The sequence below is a fragment of the Candidatus Pedobacter colombiensis genome (assembly GCA_029202485.1).
GTDB lineage: Bacteria > Bacteroidota > Bacteroidia > Sphingobacteriales > Sphingobacteriaceae > Pedobacter > Pedobacter colombiensis.
Genome location: CP119313.1, coordinates 1,138,458 through 1,154,312 on the forward strand (window position 1 = coordinate 1,138,458; position 15,855 = coordinate 1,154,312).

General features: G+C 46.2%; 11 protein-coding genes. All 11 read left to right on the forward strand.

Going from position 1 to position 15,855, the window contains the following annotated elements; genetic code table 11:
* Positions 1–7 precede the first annotated feature (7 nt).
* The 11 genes from P0Y49_04560 to P0Y49_04610 all read left to right on the forward strand — a co-directional run bounded on the left by P0Y49_04560 (position 8) and on the right by P0Y49_04610 (position 15,730).
* Entirely contained in the window at positions 8–1,471 is a 1,464-nt protein-coding gene (locus tag P0Y49_04560) for a RagB/SusD family nutrient uptake outer membrane protein (protein WEK20409.1), read from the forward strand.
* Positions 1,472–1,799: 328 nt separating this feature from the next.
* Positions 1,800–3,089, forward strand: a complete 1,290-nt coding sequence (locus P0Y49_04565) for a DUF255 domain-containing protein (protein WEK20410.1) — start codon at positions 1,800–1,802, stop codon at positions 3,087–3,089.
* Positions 3,090–3,114: 25 nt separating this feature from the next.
* Positions 3,115–6,021 carry a prolyl oligopeptidase family serine peptidase gene (locus P0Y49_04570; protein ID WEK20411.1) on the forward strand — a complete coding sequence of 969 codons (2,907 nt, stop codon included), beginning with the start codon at positions 3,115–3,117 and terminating at the stop codon, positions 6,019–6,021.
* Positions 6,022–6,300: 279 nt separating this feature from the next.
* On the forward strand, positions 6,301–8,586 hold the full coding sequence (locus P0Y49_04575; GenBank protein ID WEK20412.1) for a family 78 glycoside hydrolase catalytic domain: 2,286 nt from the start codon (positions 6,301–6,303) through the stop codon (positions 8,584–8,586).
* Positions 8,587–8,611: 25 nt separating this feature from the next.
* Positions 8,612–10,189: a right-handed parallel beta-helix repeat-containing protein gene (locus tag P0Y49_04580; protein WEK20413.1), complete on the forward strand. Its 1,578-nt coding sequence runs from the start codon at positions 8,612–8,614 to the stop codon at positions 10,187–10,189.
* 31 nt (positions 10,190–10,220) lie between these two features.
* A complete protein-coding gene (locus P0Y49_04585; GenBank protein ID WEK20414.1) occupies positions 10,221–12,653 on the forward strand; it encodes a glycoside hydrolase family 2 TIM barrel-domain containing protein in 2,433 nt (810 codons plus the stop codon).
* Positions 12,654–12,735: 82 nt separating this feature from the next.
* Entirely contained in the window at positions 12,736–12,912 is a 177-nt protein-coding gene (locus tag P0Y49_04590; GenBank protein ID WEK20415.1) for a hypothetical protein, read from the forward strand.
* 14 nt (positions 12,913–12,926) lie between these two features.
* On the forward strand, positions 12,927–13,352 hold the full coding sequence (locus tag P0Y49_04595; GenBank protein WEK20416.1) for a GNAT family N-acetyltransferase: 426 nt from the start codon (positions 12,927–12,929) through the stop codon (positions 13,350–13,352).
* 24 nt (positions 13,353–13,376) lie between these two features.
* A complete protein-coding gene (locus P0Y49_04600; protein ID WEK20417.1) occupies positions 13,377–13,778 on the forward strand; it encodes a helix-turn-helix domain-containing protein in 402 nt (133 codons plus the stop codon).
* Positions 13,775–14,623, forward strand: a complete 849-nt coding sequence (locus P0Y49_04605; GenBank protein WEK20418.1) for an RNA polymerase sigma factor RpoD/SigA — start codon at positions 13,775–13,777, stop codon at positions 14,621–14,623. The genes P0Y49_04600 and P0Y49_04605 overlap by 4 nt, the downstream gene beginning before the upstream one ends.
* Positions 14,624–14,644: 21 nt before the next feature.
* Entirely contained in the window at positions 14,645–15,730 is a 1,086-nt protein-coding gene (locus P0Y49_04610) for a galactose mutarotase (GenBank protein ID WEK20419.1), read from the forward strand.
* The last annotated feature ends 125 nt before the right edge of the window (positions 15,731–15,855 follow it).

The following is a 15,855-nucleotide window of genomic DNA, read 5'->3' on the forward strand; positions in this document are numbered from 1 at the left end:
CAAGATTATGATGAATAATTTAAATAACAACCGCAGGCCTTATCTTATAGCCCTATTATGCATGCTGCTGTCTTCAGGTATGTTGTGCAGCTGTAAGAAACTCCTGAGCATAGATCCTCCAATTAATTCGGTTACCCAGACTAATGTTTACAGTACAGATGACACCGCTATAGGCGTATTGACCAATTTATATGTGCAAATTGGTGATCCGTTTCGGAATGCGGTTATGCCAATTTATATGGGGCTTTCTGCAGATGAACTTCAGCTTTATGTGAACAATGATGATAGCCGTAATAGGCATTTTCAAAATAACTTGCAGGCCATGAACCCCGGTAGAACATACGATTTCTGGACCGATGAATATAAAATGATTTTTGTGTGCAACCAGGCTATTGAAGGCCTGAATTTGAGCATTTCCTTAACGCCGGTGGTTAAACAGCAACTCTTGGGTGAAGCTAAATTTATGCGTGCCTATTTTCACTTTTACCTAGCTAATCTGTTCGGGGATGTGCCTCTGGTATTGGGTACGGATTATACTGTCAACCGTTTAATTTCCCGGACGGCTCGGGCCAAGGTATATGAGCAGGTGGTGAACGATTTAAAAGAGGCACAGGACTTACTGGCTAACGATTACCCGGGGGCAAGCCTGCAGGCTACAACTACAGAACGGGTACGCCCTACCAAGTGGGCAGCTACAGCCTTGCTAGCCAGGGTTTACCTGTACATGAACAGCAATGAACTGGCAGAACAGGAAGCCTCTAAAGTGATTGCCCATACTGCTCTGTACGACATGACCGGGGTAGCGCTGGATGAAGTGTTCAAAAAGAACAGTAGGGAAACGATCTGGTCATTGCCATCGGTAAATAATGGAGTGCAGTCCAATACCTATGAAGGGCAGACTTATGTGCTTTCAGATCCTCCTTCGAGCAGCTGGACGGTATATTTGAGCAAACATGTATTGGACGACTTTGAGATTGGAGACCAGCGGAAAAGCAAATGGATGGGCAGTATACAACAGGCAGTAGGCGGGCCTGTTTATTATTTCCCTTACAAGTATAAGATCGGGCTGAAAATTGCCGATCCGCAGGAATATGCGATGGTATTGCGACTTGGGGAACAGTACCTGATTAGGGCAGAGGCCAGAGCCAGACAAGGGAAGATCCTTGGAGCTAACAGTGCCGAAAGCGACCTGAACCTGATTCGCCAGCGGGCAGGGCTTGCCGGCACTACTGCATCCAACCAAACAGAAATGCTGGATGCGATCTTAAGAGAACGGCGGTCCGAGCTTTTTACCGAAAGCTGCCACCGCTGGTTTGACCTGCAGCGCTTTGGAAAGATTGACGAAGTGATGAGTGTGGTCTGCCCTGAAAAGGGGGGCGTTTGGGCACCATACAAAGCCCTGATGCCAATAGCACAAGCAGAGATCAATTTAAACCCAAGTTTAAAAGGCCACCAAAATCCTGGGTACTGAAAGTGATACGCTAGAATAATTACCGGTTTATTCTCCCCTCCTTAAAATAAGGATGGGATTAAGGGGAGGTGAAATATGCTATGTTTCATTTACCCCCTCCTGACCTCCCCCTTGAAAAAAGGGGGAGAGTTGGGTAGCCTTTGCAAAAAAAGTTCTCTAACATCTTGTCTCCCCCGTCATTTCGAGTGAGCGCAGCGACGAGAAATCTCTTGAACTGTACATGAACAAGAGACTTCTCAATCGTGCCTCATTTCGAAATGACGATGAGGAGAAAAACAACCATAAACAATTATTAAATAAAATCAACACATAAATAAACTGAATTACAATGAAAAAATCACTATTAACCCTAACGCTGCTATCCTTAGCTCTGTTAACACAAGCCCAGGGGGTCAAATTTGAAAACAACCTATCCTGGCAGCAAATAAAAGAAAAAGCCAGGTCAGAAAACAAGTTCATCTTCCTGGATGTCTTCACCACTTGGTGTGGCCCTTGTAAAGCCATGGAGAAAGACATTTACCCCGATCAGAAAGTTGGCGAAGCCCTAAACAAAGACTTCATCTGTGTAAAAGTACAAATGGACCAGACCCCGAAAGACGAGGAAGCGGTTAAAAAATGGTATGCCGATGCGAAGCTGATTGACCAGAAGTACAAGATAACGGCTTATCCGAGTTTTCTGTTCTTCTCGTTGGAGGGGGAACTGGTACACCGGGGATTGGGCGGCAAAAACATAGCCGATTTTTTGGCCATGGCCAAAGATGCTCTACGGCCTGAAACGCAATTGTATCGGCAGCTGGAAGCCTATAAAAATGGTAAAAGAGACTATGCTGTACTGCCAAAGCTATCTGCCTTTGTTAAGGATATGCTAGCGGACAAGGAAATGGCAAAGACCATAGCAAAAGACTATAAAACAAATTATCTGGACCATTTGAATGAATCGCAATTGCTTACAAAAGAAAATTTTTCGTTTATCCAGGTTAATTATGAGTTACTGAAATCATCGGATCTTTTTTTTAAACTATTTACTTCGCAGCCTAAAAAAGTTGACAGCATGATGTATCCAGGTATGTCGAAATCGTTTGTTGATTGGGCTATTATTAAAGAGGAACTGGATGATAAACTCTGGAAAGATACTGTGGTTTTGACAAAAACACCCGACTGGAATAAATTGGTTCAGAATATCAGTAAGAAATATGGGGCTGAGCTGGCAAAGAAAATGGTGACAGATTACAAACCCGGTTTTTACCGTCGAATTGGAAACTGGTCTGAATTTGCCCGTTCAAAAAACCAAGCAATGAAAACATATCCCCCTAAACCCGGTGGTGGAATGGGCACTGATGCCTGGAACCTGAACGCAACTGCTTGGGATGTTTTTCTGCATTGTACTGATAAAACTGTACTTCAGCATGCCTTAATCTGGAGTGAATTAAGCTTGAAACTTGACAATCCATTAAGTGATACCCGTTTAGATACCAAAGCGAATTTGTTGTATAAACTGGGCAGGGTTCAACAGGCCATTGAAATCGAGCAAATGGTTGTGGATATGTTTAAGGGTGCTGATGCTGGCGAATATTCTGAAACCATAAAAAAAATGAAGTCGGGTTTAGCGACCTGGTGAAATCTGAACAGTAATCGTGATACAAATGAAATATATCTTAATCGGGCTATTGGCTCTGTTCAGTTTTGAATGGGCTTATGCCCAAAAGCCAGCCATTGATACGGCCGGGATTAATTGTTGGACGCGTGTGGATAACCCTGCGATTTCGAACAATGGAAAGTTTGCTGTTTACAATATTGTTAACCAGCCTTACAAGAGTAATACCCTGGTGGTCAAAGCAGTGGCAGGTGGAGCAGAGCAACGGTTCATTGGAGGGGAATCGGCCATATTTACACAGGACAGTAGAAAGCTGATCTGTAAAAAAGGGGATAGTCTGCTGATCTTGACCTTGGGCAAATTTGCGGTAGAGACTATTACTAAAGTCTCGTCCTTTGAATTACTGCTTAACAGAAAAGTCGAACAACTGCTGTACTTGCAAACTGATGCGGAGCATACACTGAGCTTAAGGGATAGCCAAAGCGGTAAAACTCAAAAATATACTGGGATTGAGCTTTATACCCTGAGTAAGGATAGAAAGGTGCTGCTGTTAAAAACGACAGACCGTGCATTAAAGGTCCTGGAGCTGGCGAGCAGTAAAATAGCGACCTATAGAGATGTGGATACCTACCAGCTGAGTGAAAATGGGCAGGTAATGCTACTGCAGCGAAAGGATGCCCTTAATGCTGGGATTACCATAACCCGGGTAGACCGGCTAACAGGACAGCAACAGGAAATATGGAGCGGTGAGAGCCTGTTAAAAACGGTGATGGACTGGACAGGCAAACAGCTGGCCTTTGAATCGGAGAATCAGCAAAAGCAAAAAAATATCTGGCAGTACCAGCATGGTATGAAGAAAGCAGAAATACTCCTCCTGTCAAACCAGCTGGAGCCTGATGAGGCATTAGTACTGGGCTACCAACCTAAATTCAGTGAAGATGGCCGCCTGTTGTTTTGCAGTATTATCCAAAAGCAAAGCAGCAAAGCTGCGGATGGCGACTGCGTGCAGGTAGATGTCTGGAGTTATACAGATGTCTTGTTACAATCCCAGCAACTGAGCTCCCTGAAGAAGAAGGAGGACGAACAACGGACCGAAGCCATGCTGGATATCCGCACCAAAAAGTTAAATCGGCTGATCAATGCAGGGGAACAATGCTTCAAACTTCCAGGTCATTTTTGGTCGGTGACTCGGAGCAATGGAGGTAATTTTGGCACTGAATACAACTGGAACAAAGATGCCATTCCAGAATATTTTGTGATCGATACCAGGACAGGTCTACGCAAGCCTGTACCAACAATGCCCTCATTCTATAGTTCTCCGGATGGTCATTATGTATTGTTGTGGGGTATTTCTGATGGAATGTCTTTCCACAGTTATGAACTAGCCAGCGGCAAAGTGGTCAACCTGACGGGGAAACTTCCTGTCCCATTGGGAGATGCGAGTGAAGACAGGCCAGCTAACGAAAATTCTCGCGGATTTCAGTTTGGCTTATGGTTAACGAACCATACAGCATTGATTTATGACCGCTATGACATCTGGAAAATCGATGTAAGCGGTGCTGAAGCCCCAGTAAGCCTGACCCATGATTATGGCCGAAAAAACAACATCACTTTTCGTTTGGCTAGCGATAAAAAAGATCAAAAAATTGATTTAAAGAAACCTTTGTTATTAAGCGCTTTTAATAATGCAACCAAGGATAACGGCTTTTATCAGCTGAACCTAAGTAAAAGCAAAGATCCAGAACTGTTGAGTATGGGCCCTTATGTATTTATGGCGGGTTATGCCGAAGGATCTAAAAATAATGGGGGTATGCCTCCCTTAAAAGCCCGGGATGCGCAGGTATGGCTGGTGGAAAGAAGTTCGACAGCCGCTGCACCTAATCTTTTCATCACCAGGGATTTTAAGCGGTTTTCTGCGATAAGTGATGTCCATCCGGAGCAGGCTTATAACTGGCTGAGCTCAGAACTGATCAATTTTAAGACCCTGGATGGCAAAAATGAGCAGGGTGTACTGTATAGGCCCGAAAACTTTGATCCGGAAAAGAAATACCCCATCATCTTTTATTATTATGAAAAACTATCTGGCTCAAAGAATAATTTCTGGGCGCCTGGACTTTCCCAAGCAACGCTTAATATACCCTGGTATGTCAGCAGAGGCTACCTGGTATTTACCCCAGATATTCATTATAAGATAGGGGAACCAATGAAAAGCGCTTATAACAGAATTGTTGGTGCAGCAAAACACCTGATGGGGCTTCCTTTTGTGGAGGCAAAGCGCATGGGTTTACAAGGACACAGTTGGGGTGGCTTTGAAACAAATTATGTGGTTACCCATAGTCATTTATTTGCAGCAGCCTGCTCTGGTGCCGGTGAAGTTAATTTTGTCAGTGGTTATGGCGGATTACGAGCTGTCAGAACAGGAGATAAGCCCTATGCAGGAGAAGGAAGTAACCAATTCTTCTATGAGAACCATCAAACCAGAATGGGTTCATCCTTATGGGAGAGGCCAGATCAGTACATCGAAAACTCTCCTGTTTTTAACGCAGATAAGGTGACTACTCCGCTGCTGATTATGCACAATAAAAATGATGGAGCGGTGAATTTTGCGCAGGGTATGGAATGGTTTACAGCCTTGCGCAGAATGGGCAAAAAGGCCTGGCTGTTACAGTATGATGGAGAAGATCATTTTTTATCGAGTAGTGAAAAAAACATACTTGATTTTACCCATCGAATGGACCAGTTTTTTGACCATTACCTGAAAGGTGCTCCAGCACCGATTTGGATGACCCGCGGCATTAGTGCATCCAGGAAAGGGCTGGACACTGGTTACGAGTACGACACAGAGATTAAAACTCCTGGTCCAGGGTTAAACACTCCTGAAGACCAAAAGAAAATTGATGAATACTCCAAAATTCCTTTTGTAGATAAGCTGAAGCGGTTAACGGAGAAACAATGATGAGAGAGAAGTTTAAAACTTTCGTCATCTCGAGGGAAGCGCAGCGACGAGAGACCTGTAAGCGAATGTACGGTGCTTACAGATCTCTCCTATCGTCGAGATGACGCGAATGTGGCAGAGAGGGTTTCCTCTATCCGGCGCTCCGCGCCACCTTTCTCCACGCGTGGAGAAAGGATAAAAGACCACCCCGTCGCTTCACGACACCCCTCCTGAAAAGCCAGGATGGGAAGTAGCGAGGGTGTTAAAGAAAGAAGAAAGTAAAGAAAACAGAATTATGCAATGATGAAACAACCTCTCTTTTTGTTAATGGTATTGATCCTGTCGGGTATTGTCGCTCTTGCCCGGCAGGCGGTACCTGTTTCCTTGGTATGGAAAGCCAAATGGATTGAAGCGGGTTATACAGAAGATTTGGTAAGCCGGCCGGCACAGTATTTTAAAAAGGACTTTGTTTTGGCTAAGAAGGTGGTTTCTGCTAAGGTTTATGTGACTTCGCATGGGATGTATGAGGCAGAGATCAATGGGAGTAGGGTAGGAGATGCTTATCTGACTCCGGGTTGGACGAGTTATGCCAAACGTTTGCAATACCAGGTGTATGATGTTGCCCGCTTACTGAAAGAAGGGGGCAATACCATCCAGGTTACCCTGGGTGATGGTTGGTACAGGGGGGTGATTGGTTATGAGCAGAAAAACAACTTTTACGGCAAGACCCAGGCTCTATTGTTTCAGATGGAATTGGGTTATGCCGATGGTACAAGGGAGCTGGTACTTTCGGATGGGAGCTGGAAAAGTGCCGGTGGGCCAATCCGGTATTCGGAGCTCTATAAAGGTGAAATGATTGACGGACGCATGGCTGTAGGGCCATGGTTTGGGGTACAGGAAAAGGACTATGGTTATTCGAATTTAGTGCCTACAGAAAATGAACCGGTACGCAAACAGGAAAGGTTTAAGCCGGTTAAGTTATTGACTACGCCAAAGGGAGAACAAGTGATCGACTTTGGACAGAACCTAGTCGGCTGGGTAAGGATAAAAGCCCGGGGCACTGCGGGTTTAGTAATTAGCCTAGAACATGCGGAAGTGCTGGACAAAGCGGGTAATTTTTATACCGATAATTTGCGTTCCGCAAAGGCCTCTGCTACCTATGTCCTCAGTGGCAAGGGAGAAGAGAGCTTTGAACCCCATTTTACTTTTTTCGGTTTCCGCTATGTTAAAGTAACAGGTTATCCCGGGCCGCTGAGGCCTGAAGATTTTACGGCAGTGGCTCTGTATTCGGATATGAAGCCTACGGGAACTTTTGAATGCTCCAATCCTTTATTAAACCAACTGCAGCACAACATCAGCTGGAGCCAAAGGGGGAATTTTGTGGATGTGCCTACTGATTGCCCGCAAAGGGATGAGCGGCTGGGCTGGACGGGGGATGCACAGGTATTCTCAGCTACGGCAGCTTTCAATTTTGACGTATCCCGTTTTTTTAGCAAATGGCTGAAAGATGTGGCTGTCGATCAGCGGGCAGACGGCGCGGTAACGGCTGTAGTACCTGATATCCTCGGTGGTTTTGGTGGCGCTACCGGCTGGGGAGATGTGGCAACCGTGGTGCCCTGGAATATGTATATGGCCTATGGGGATAGAAAGGTACTGGAAGAACAGTATGGGAGCATGAAAGCCTGGGTAGGCTTTATGGAAAAGAACAGTACTGGTGGCTTGTGGGCAAAGGGCTACCATTTCGGGGACTGGCTGAGTTACCGGACTACTGATGATGATCCAACCGATGCCATCACCGACAAATATCTAATTGCACAATGCTTTTTTGCACATTCAGCGCAGTTGATGATCAATACGGCAAAAGTACTGGTAAAGACCGAGGATATAAGCAGGTATGAGGCCTTACTGGCCCGGATTAAAGCTGCTTTTGTAAAGGAATATGTGACCAGCAGCGGCAGGCTGATGAGCAATACCCAGACGGCATATGTGCTCGCTTTGCAATTTAACCTCTTGCCTGAAAGTATGCGGGCAAGCGCTGCGGGATACCTGGTAGAGAACATCCGTAAGTATAACAACCATTTAACGACCGGCTTTTTAGGAACGCCCTACATCTGCCACGTTTTATCGCGCTTTGGCTATAAGGATGTGGCTTATACCCTGCTGTTGCAGGAAAGCTATCCCAGCTGGCTGTACCCGGTTAAAATGGGAGCGACTACGATATGGGAACGCTGGGACGGGATTAAACCTGATGGCAGTTTTCAAAACCCGGGGATGAATTCCTTTAACCATTATGCTTATGGGGCGATAGGCGATTGGATGTATAAAAATATAGCAGGGATTGCACCCCTGGAACCGGGTTACAAAAAGATCCTGATCAGGCCGCAGATGGGAGGTGGCTTAACCTGGGCCAAGGGCAGCTACCTGAGCAGGTATGGTAGGATTACTGTTTTCTGGAAGTTGGAAAGTACCAGGGTGCTGATGGATGTGGAGGTTCCCCCTAGCACAACAGCGGTAGTGGAGGTGCCGGGTGTAGGAAGCAGAGATGTTGGCCCCGGTAAATACAAGTTTGAAGGAAGAGTAAACTAGGTTATGGATTGTAAATAAGATATAAATGATACACTATAAAAATATTCCGGGATTTATGCTTTTGATGCTCTGGGCTGTGGTTCCCCTACGGGCTAAGGAATACCATGTATCGGTAAAAGGTAAGGATAGCAATCTGGGTACGATGGTTCAACCTTTTCGCAGCATTGCCCATGCAGCCAGTGTTGCCGTAGCGGGTGATGTGATTACTGTACATGCCGGTATTTACCGGGAGGAAGTGAGCCTAATGCGTGGTGGGGAAAGTGATGAAAAACGGATTACTTACCAGGCTGCTGCAGGTGAAAATGTAGAGATCAAAGGATCAGAAGTAATTGTGGGCTGGAAAAAGGTAAAGGATGGTGTTTGGAAAGTGAATTTACCAAATGCTTTTTTTGGTTCATATAATCCTTATACAGATTTGATTGCAGGGGACTGGTATTTCCCGCGGGCGCGGAAACTGCATACCGGGGCTGTTTATTTAAACAGTAAAGGTTTTGAGGAAATCGATCCTTTGGAACCTTTAACAGGTAATACCTGGTATTGCAGTTACGAAAAGGGAACAACGACCATTGTGGCTAATTTTGGAACTGCTGACCCGAATAAGGAACTGCTAGAGATCAATATGCGCAAAAGCTGTTTTTATCCTGGGAAAACGGGTGTGAATTACCTTACTGTTCGTGGGTTTAAGATGAGCCAGGCGGCTACCCAATGGGCAGCCCCTACTGCTGAGCAGGTGGGTTTAATCGGCACGAACTGGAGCAAAGGCTGGGTGATTGAAGATAATGTGATCTCTGATTCGAAGTGTGTGGGCTTAACGCTGGGCAAGGATAGAAAGACCGGACACAATGGGGTGGATTACAACGAAATGGTGCACCGGGTAATTGCAGCTGGCTGGAACAAGGATACGATTGGCTCTCACCTGGTTAGAAACAACAAGATCTTTAATTGCGGGGCAGCGGGGATCTGTGGGAGTTTTGGAGCTGCTTTCAGCCGGATTGAAGATAACGAGGTGTATGCTGTTTATACCAACCGCTCTTTCTATGGAGCAGAGATGGCGGGTATTAAACTGCATGGCGCCATTGATGTGATTATTGCAGGGAACAAAGTGCACCATGCTTTTATTGGCATTTGGCTGGACTGGATGGCACAGGGTACGATTGTGCGGGATAATCTATGCTATGAGAATGACCTTGTAGACCTTTTTATGGAAGTGAACCATGGCCCGTATGAGGTTTCAGGGAACCAGTTTTTATCGGCTTATTCCTTAAGGGACTGGTCTGAGGGAGGCACTTTTAGCCGGAATTTATTTGCTGGATTGGTTTCCAGGGTACCGGACAGTAGGGCTACACCTTACTTTAAACCGCATAGTACAGCCTTTCTGGGCATTAAGCCTATTCAAGGCGGCGATAACCGGTTTTTTAACAATGTGTTTATGGGAAAGCGGGATGTTGAGGTTGTTCAACAGCCACGGATGAATGTGATGGATGGCCCAGATAGGTTACTGGGCTATGGTTTGGCGGTGTATGATGATGCGGTATTACCGGTTATGGCAAAAGGGAATATATACCTGGATGGGGCAAAGCCATTTAAAGGGGAAAATAAATAATGAATTAGATCATCAAACCAAGATATATAAAATGTATAAAACATTGAAAGAATGCCTTATGCTGGTTGCTGCCCTGCCTGTTTTTTGGGCAGGAGCTGCGCAGGCTCAGCAAAATTATAAGATGCAGCCGGAGGCGATACAAAGCCGCTGGGCAAAGTTGGTATCACCAGCGAATGCGCTGAAGGAATACCCGCGGCCACAAATGGTGCGGGCAGGCTGGACGAATTTGAATGGTTTATGGGATTATGCCATTACGGTTAAAGATGCGGCAAAACCGGCTGTTTTTGAAGGGCAGATTTTAGTGCCCTATCCGATTGAATCAGCTTTGAGTGGGGTGAAGAAGGCTTTGTTGCCGACGCAGAATTTATGGTACAAAAGGAATGTACAGGTTTCTGGTTTGAAACCGGGAGAACGGACCTTACTGCATTTTGGTGCGGTGGACTGGCAATGTTGGGTGTATGTGAATGGCAGGGAGGTAGGACAGCATACCGGTGGTTATTCGGAGTTCAGCTTTGACATTACCGATGCGCTGAAGGCTGGGAGTAATGAGTTGCTGCTGAAAGTATTTGACCCAACCGGTGCTGGCATTGGTCCGCATGGTAAGCAGGTGCTGGATCCGCAGAATATTTATTATACACCGAGTTCGGGGATCTGGCAGACGGTATGGCTGGAGGTGGTGCCTGAGGCATACGTGAAAGGACTGAAGCTGACCCCGGACATTGATAAAGGTATTTTGAGGCTGAAGGTGGATGCCGGGGAAGGATTCCAGGTAGAAGCCATCGCCTGGGCAGCAGGAGTCAGCACCGGATCGGTGAGTGGTTCCCCCGGTTCTGAGTTGGCCCTGCCTGTTAAAAATGGAAAGTTATGGAGTCCGGCTTCACCCTTTTTATATGATTTGGTGGTGCGGTTGAAAAAGAATGGTAAGGTGGTGGATGAGGTGAAGAGCTATTTCGGGATGCGGAAGATCAGCATTGGGAAAGATGCTGCTGGTGTAGACCGGATATTTTTGAACAATAAACCCTATTACAATTTAGGGACGCTGGACCAGGGTTTCTGGCCGGATGGTTTGTATACCGCCCCAACCGATGAGGCGTTAGCTTTTGACATTAAGGCGATCAAGGCGATGGGTTTCAATACGATTCGCAAACACATTAAGGTAGAGCCCGCACGCTGGTATTACCATGCGGACAAGCTGGGGATGCTGGTGTGGCAGGATCTGGTGAACCCGAACCAGGGTTTGCCTGAAGGCAGTAAGGCGGAGTTTGAACGGGAAAGTGCTGCGGAGCTGGCACAGCTGCACAATTACCCCTCGGTGGTGTGCTGGGTGCTGTTCAATGAGAAATGGGGACAATATGATCAAAAAAGGTTATCGAACTGGGTAAAACAAACTGACCCTTCTAGGATCCTGAACGGGCACTCGGGAGAGCTGTTGTATGTAAACGAGGTGTTGCGTTCGCCTTCTCCGGATGCTTATGTGGATGCGGATATGACCGATGTACATGCTTATCCGGATCCGATGAATTCGGTTAAGCAGCCTGGCAAGGCACAGGTTTGCGGTGAATTTGGCGGCATCGGGGTGTTTATCCCGGATCACCAGTGGCTGACCGGTTCGGCCTGGGGTTACATCCAGGAGAAGCCTGCCGGGTTGATGGCGAAATATAAGATCATGAACCAGCATTTGCAGCTGTTTGAAAAGCAGGGTTTATCGGGTTCTATTTATACCCAGCCCTTTGATGTGGAAGGGGAACAGAACGGGCTGATGACCTATGACAGGGAGGTGATCAAGATTCCATTTGCGACACTGCGTTTGATCCATAAGGCCTTAAACCCGGATTTGCAGGTTGAAGGCGCTGTTCAGGAGCTCTCCCGTCGCTTTGCTTCGTTGGAAATGACGACAAAAAATGCGGATTTGACGGAGCCGGGGATTTTGTATAGCGCGATGCTGGATCAATACATTGCCGGTAAACGTGACGTTCCTTTTTTAAAGAAAATGGCGATGATGGCTACCCAGGCCGGGGATAAACCAGGGGCAGCATTGGCAGGGTCGGCTTATATAGCTGGTATGAAAGCTCCTTTATCTACAGAAGACATCAATTCTGTAGTGGCCTTTACCAAAAGTACCAAAGATGTCGGCTTTGCATTGATGCTTAGCCAGGCGGATGCTTTTAAAAAGGTTTTGGGAGAACGTAAGTATACCGTTGATATGATGAATATGATCTTTAAAGGCGAGATGGAACCCATGATGAATGAAAAGCAGAGCTGGGAGGCAATTGAAGCAAGGGTTAAGCCTTTTGGTGCACCAGCTGAGGAGATTTTGTTACGGGCAAAGGTGGTGGCTTTTTACAACCAGCAGGACTGGAAGGCATACGTGCCACTGGCTAAGGTTTATTTGGAGAAATATGGGGCTAACCTTTCAGAACAGGAAAAAGGAATGTTCCAGGGAGCAGTAGATCAACATCAGTAAAGATAGTTTTTTGGGTTAGAATTTGGTTAGTAGGGCTTGGATTGGATGGTCCGGCCCTAACTTAAAGTTAAAAATGGTTGTGATGAAAAACAATAAGGAAAGAACAGCGCAGTTATTTGCCAGTGTGGATTTTGTAGATGGCAAAACGCTGAAAATATATAAAAGAATAAAAGCATTGGAGTTTAAAGGCATAATTAAGCTGGTGGAACAGGGCCTGTTGTTACCTGCTGTGATCGTGGCAGATGTAATGGACAATTGAAAAGATCAGCGGAAATGGGAATCAGAAAAGCAAGGACAACAGATGTAGCCAAGATCGGGGAGTTGCTCAGTCAATTGGGATATCCGACTGATAGGGTAGCGCTGGGCTGTAAGTTAAATTACCTGTCACAGGATACCGATCACCTATGCCTGGTGTATGAACAGGACGGTGTGGTACTGGCATTTATCGCGGTTTGCTTTGTGCCGCAGATGGCTGTCAGCAATGACCTGGCCCTGATCGGCTATTTTGCTGTAGAGCAGCAGGCAAGACGTAAAGGAATAGGGAAACAGCTGGAGGCGTATTGCGAACAACTGGCCAGGGAACGGAATTGTAACTGTATACAGGTGCATTGCAATAGCAAAAGGATTGATGCACATCGGTTTTATGAAAGGCAGGGCTACCAGGAATCGCCTAAATATTTCAGTAAAAAACTATTTTAAAAATGAATACAAGTAAATACAAATATGTTACAGCAGAGCAGAAGAAAGCAAGACAGCTTTGAAATGTTTGAAACCGGTTACCAGCTGAAGCAGTCAACGGAAGAATTGATGAGGGTAAAACTGATGATGAAGCTGGAGACACTGATTGAGGAGCATTTCAGGGAACAAAAGAGCAGGAAGTTTTATGCGGCGGTGCTAAAGACGGATCTTTTTGTGCTGGAAGGCTTATCGAAAGAGATTCTGGACGCTTCCATTAACCAGTTGCTGGCAGACCGCCAGCAGCAGGAAACGATTAAAATGGTACTGGACTGGACGCTTTCCATCAAGGAGATCAGTTATACCCTAGGCTTTAAAAGCCAGTCGGGCTTCAGCGCTTACTTTAAACGGGTAACTGGGCTTAGCCCATTAGCTTTTAGAAGACGATGAGAGCCTTGGTCATTAACCCGAGTTTTACCCTGCATACGGCAGTACTGGACAGGTATTTCCATGAAGTGGACCGCTTTGAGCTGCTGACTTTTGACGAGGAAATACTATTGGGGGAAAAGATCAGGGCGGGAGATAAATCTGCACTGGATAAACTGGTGAAGGCGAACCTGCGTTTTGTGATCTCGGTAGCTAAAAAGTATCAGCATAGCGGGATGAGCCTGGCCGACCTGATTGCAGAAGGGAACATTGGCCTGATGACAGCAGCGCAGCGTTTTGATCCGAGCAAGGGTTTTAAGTTTATCTCCTTTGCGGTGTGGTGGATACGCCAGGCCATCATGCATGCGATCACCCAGAAACAGCGGATGGTAAGACTGCCGGGAAACCAGGTGAATACGATTTTATCGATTAACCAGGCCAGTATGGCACTGGAGCAGATGCTGGAACGTATACCCAGTGTGGAACAATTGGCGGAGTATACAGGATTGAGCAGTGCTAAGGTATTGGAAGGGATTGGTAATTCGGGCTGGACGCTGTCTTTGGATAAGGAACCTGAAAGGGAGCAAGGAGCCAGCTTAATGGAGTTGTTGTCCTGCCCAAATGCACTTGCTCCCGATCAGGTCTTGCTGGATGCTTCTGTTTCAGAAGAATTACTGGAGGCTTTGGAAGGATTGCCGGAGCGGGAAAAGCTGATCCTGGAACATCTGTACGGCCTTGGCGGGAAGGTGCTGCTGGAGGCAGAGGATATTGCCCGGATGCTTGGACTGAGTAAGGAACGGGTACGGCAGCTAAAATACCGGGCGATGAAATCCTTAAAGGAAAGGATCAGTCCATCACTTTTTCAGTAAACATTAACAAGATTACATACCATGAAAACGCTAAAAATTACGTTAAAAAAGATTAGCCTTATCTGGGTTGCACTGCTGACCATCAGTTGTCACAACAAAAAACAGCAGGCTGCTGATCATACTGTGGTCAGCATACAGAATAAAGAGGGCATGATTGCTCAGTTCTGCGCCAATGGAGCCAGGCTCATGAGTTTAAAAGTTCCGGATAAGTCCGGTAAGCTGACTGATGTTGTTGTTGGTTTTGAGAATCCGGTAGACTATGACAAGTCGACAGAACCCTATTTCGGTGCTACTATTGGCAGGTACGGCAACCGCATTGCTGGAGGCAGGTTCAGCCTGGATGGTGATGAGCCCTATCAGCTGAGCATCAACAATGGGATCAACGCCCTGCATGGGGGTAAGACTGGCTTTCAGTACCAGAACTGGGCACTAGAAAAGCTGAACGATTCGACACTGGTTTGCAGGCTGGAATCTCTTGATGGGGACAATGGCTTTCCGGGTAAGCTTGCTGTTGAAGTGACTTATATGCTGCTGAGCTCAAATGCCCTGCACATCAGCTATGAGGCCAGAACCGATAGGCCAACGATTGTGAACCTGACCAATCATGCTTTTTTTAACCTGAATGGTTCGGGTAGTATTTTGGATCACCAGCTGATGATCAATGCAAACAGGTATACTCCGGTAGACCGGACGCTGATCCCTACCGGGGAGCTGGCTTTGGTAAAAGGAACACCCTTTGATTTCAGGAGCTCAGAAACGATTGGCAAACGCATCAATGAAGCCAATGAACAATTGCGCTTTGGCAAGGGCTACGACCACAATTATGTGCTGAACAAAAGCATGCCAGCAGCGGTGGTATGCGGAGAGAAGTCTGGAATTGTGATGGCGGTGTATACCGATCAGCCGGGTCTGCAATTTTATTCCGGAAACTTTATGCAGGGGAAGAATGAGCTGAGAAATGGACCAGATCTTTTTAGAACGGCTTTTTGCCTGGAGACCCAGCATTTTCCGGACAGCCCGAATCATCCGGATTTCCCTTCTACGGTATTGCGGCCCGGAGAAGTGTATCAGACCCAGACGGTTTACGCATTTTCTACAGACAAGTAAAATACAATATAAGGCTAAGGTTATGTATGTTTTTAAGGTGTTGATTATTTGTTGGTTAGTTGATTTTTAGGATGATTTTAAAAAAGTTGGGTTGAATTGACCACCATGGAAGACTGGGTGCCCTA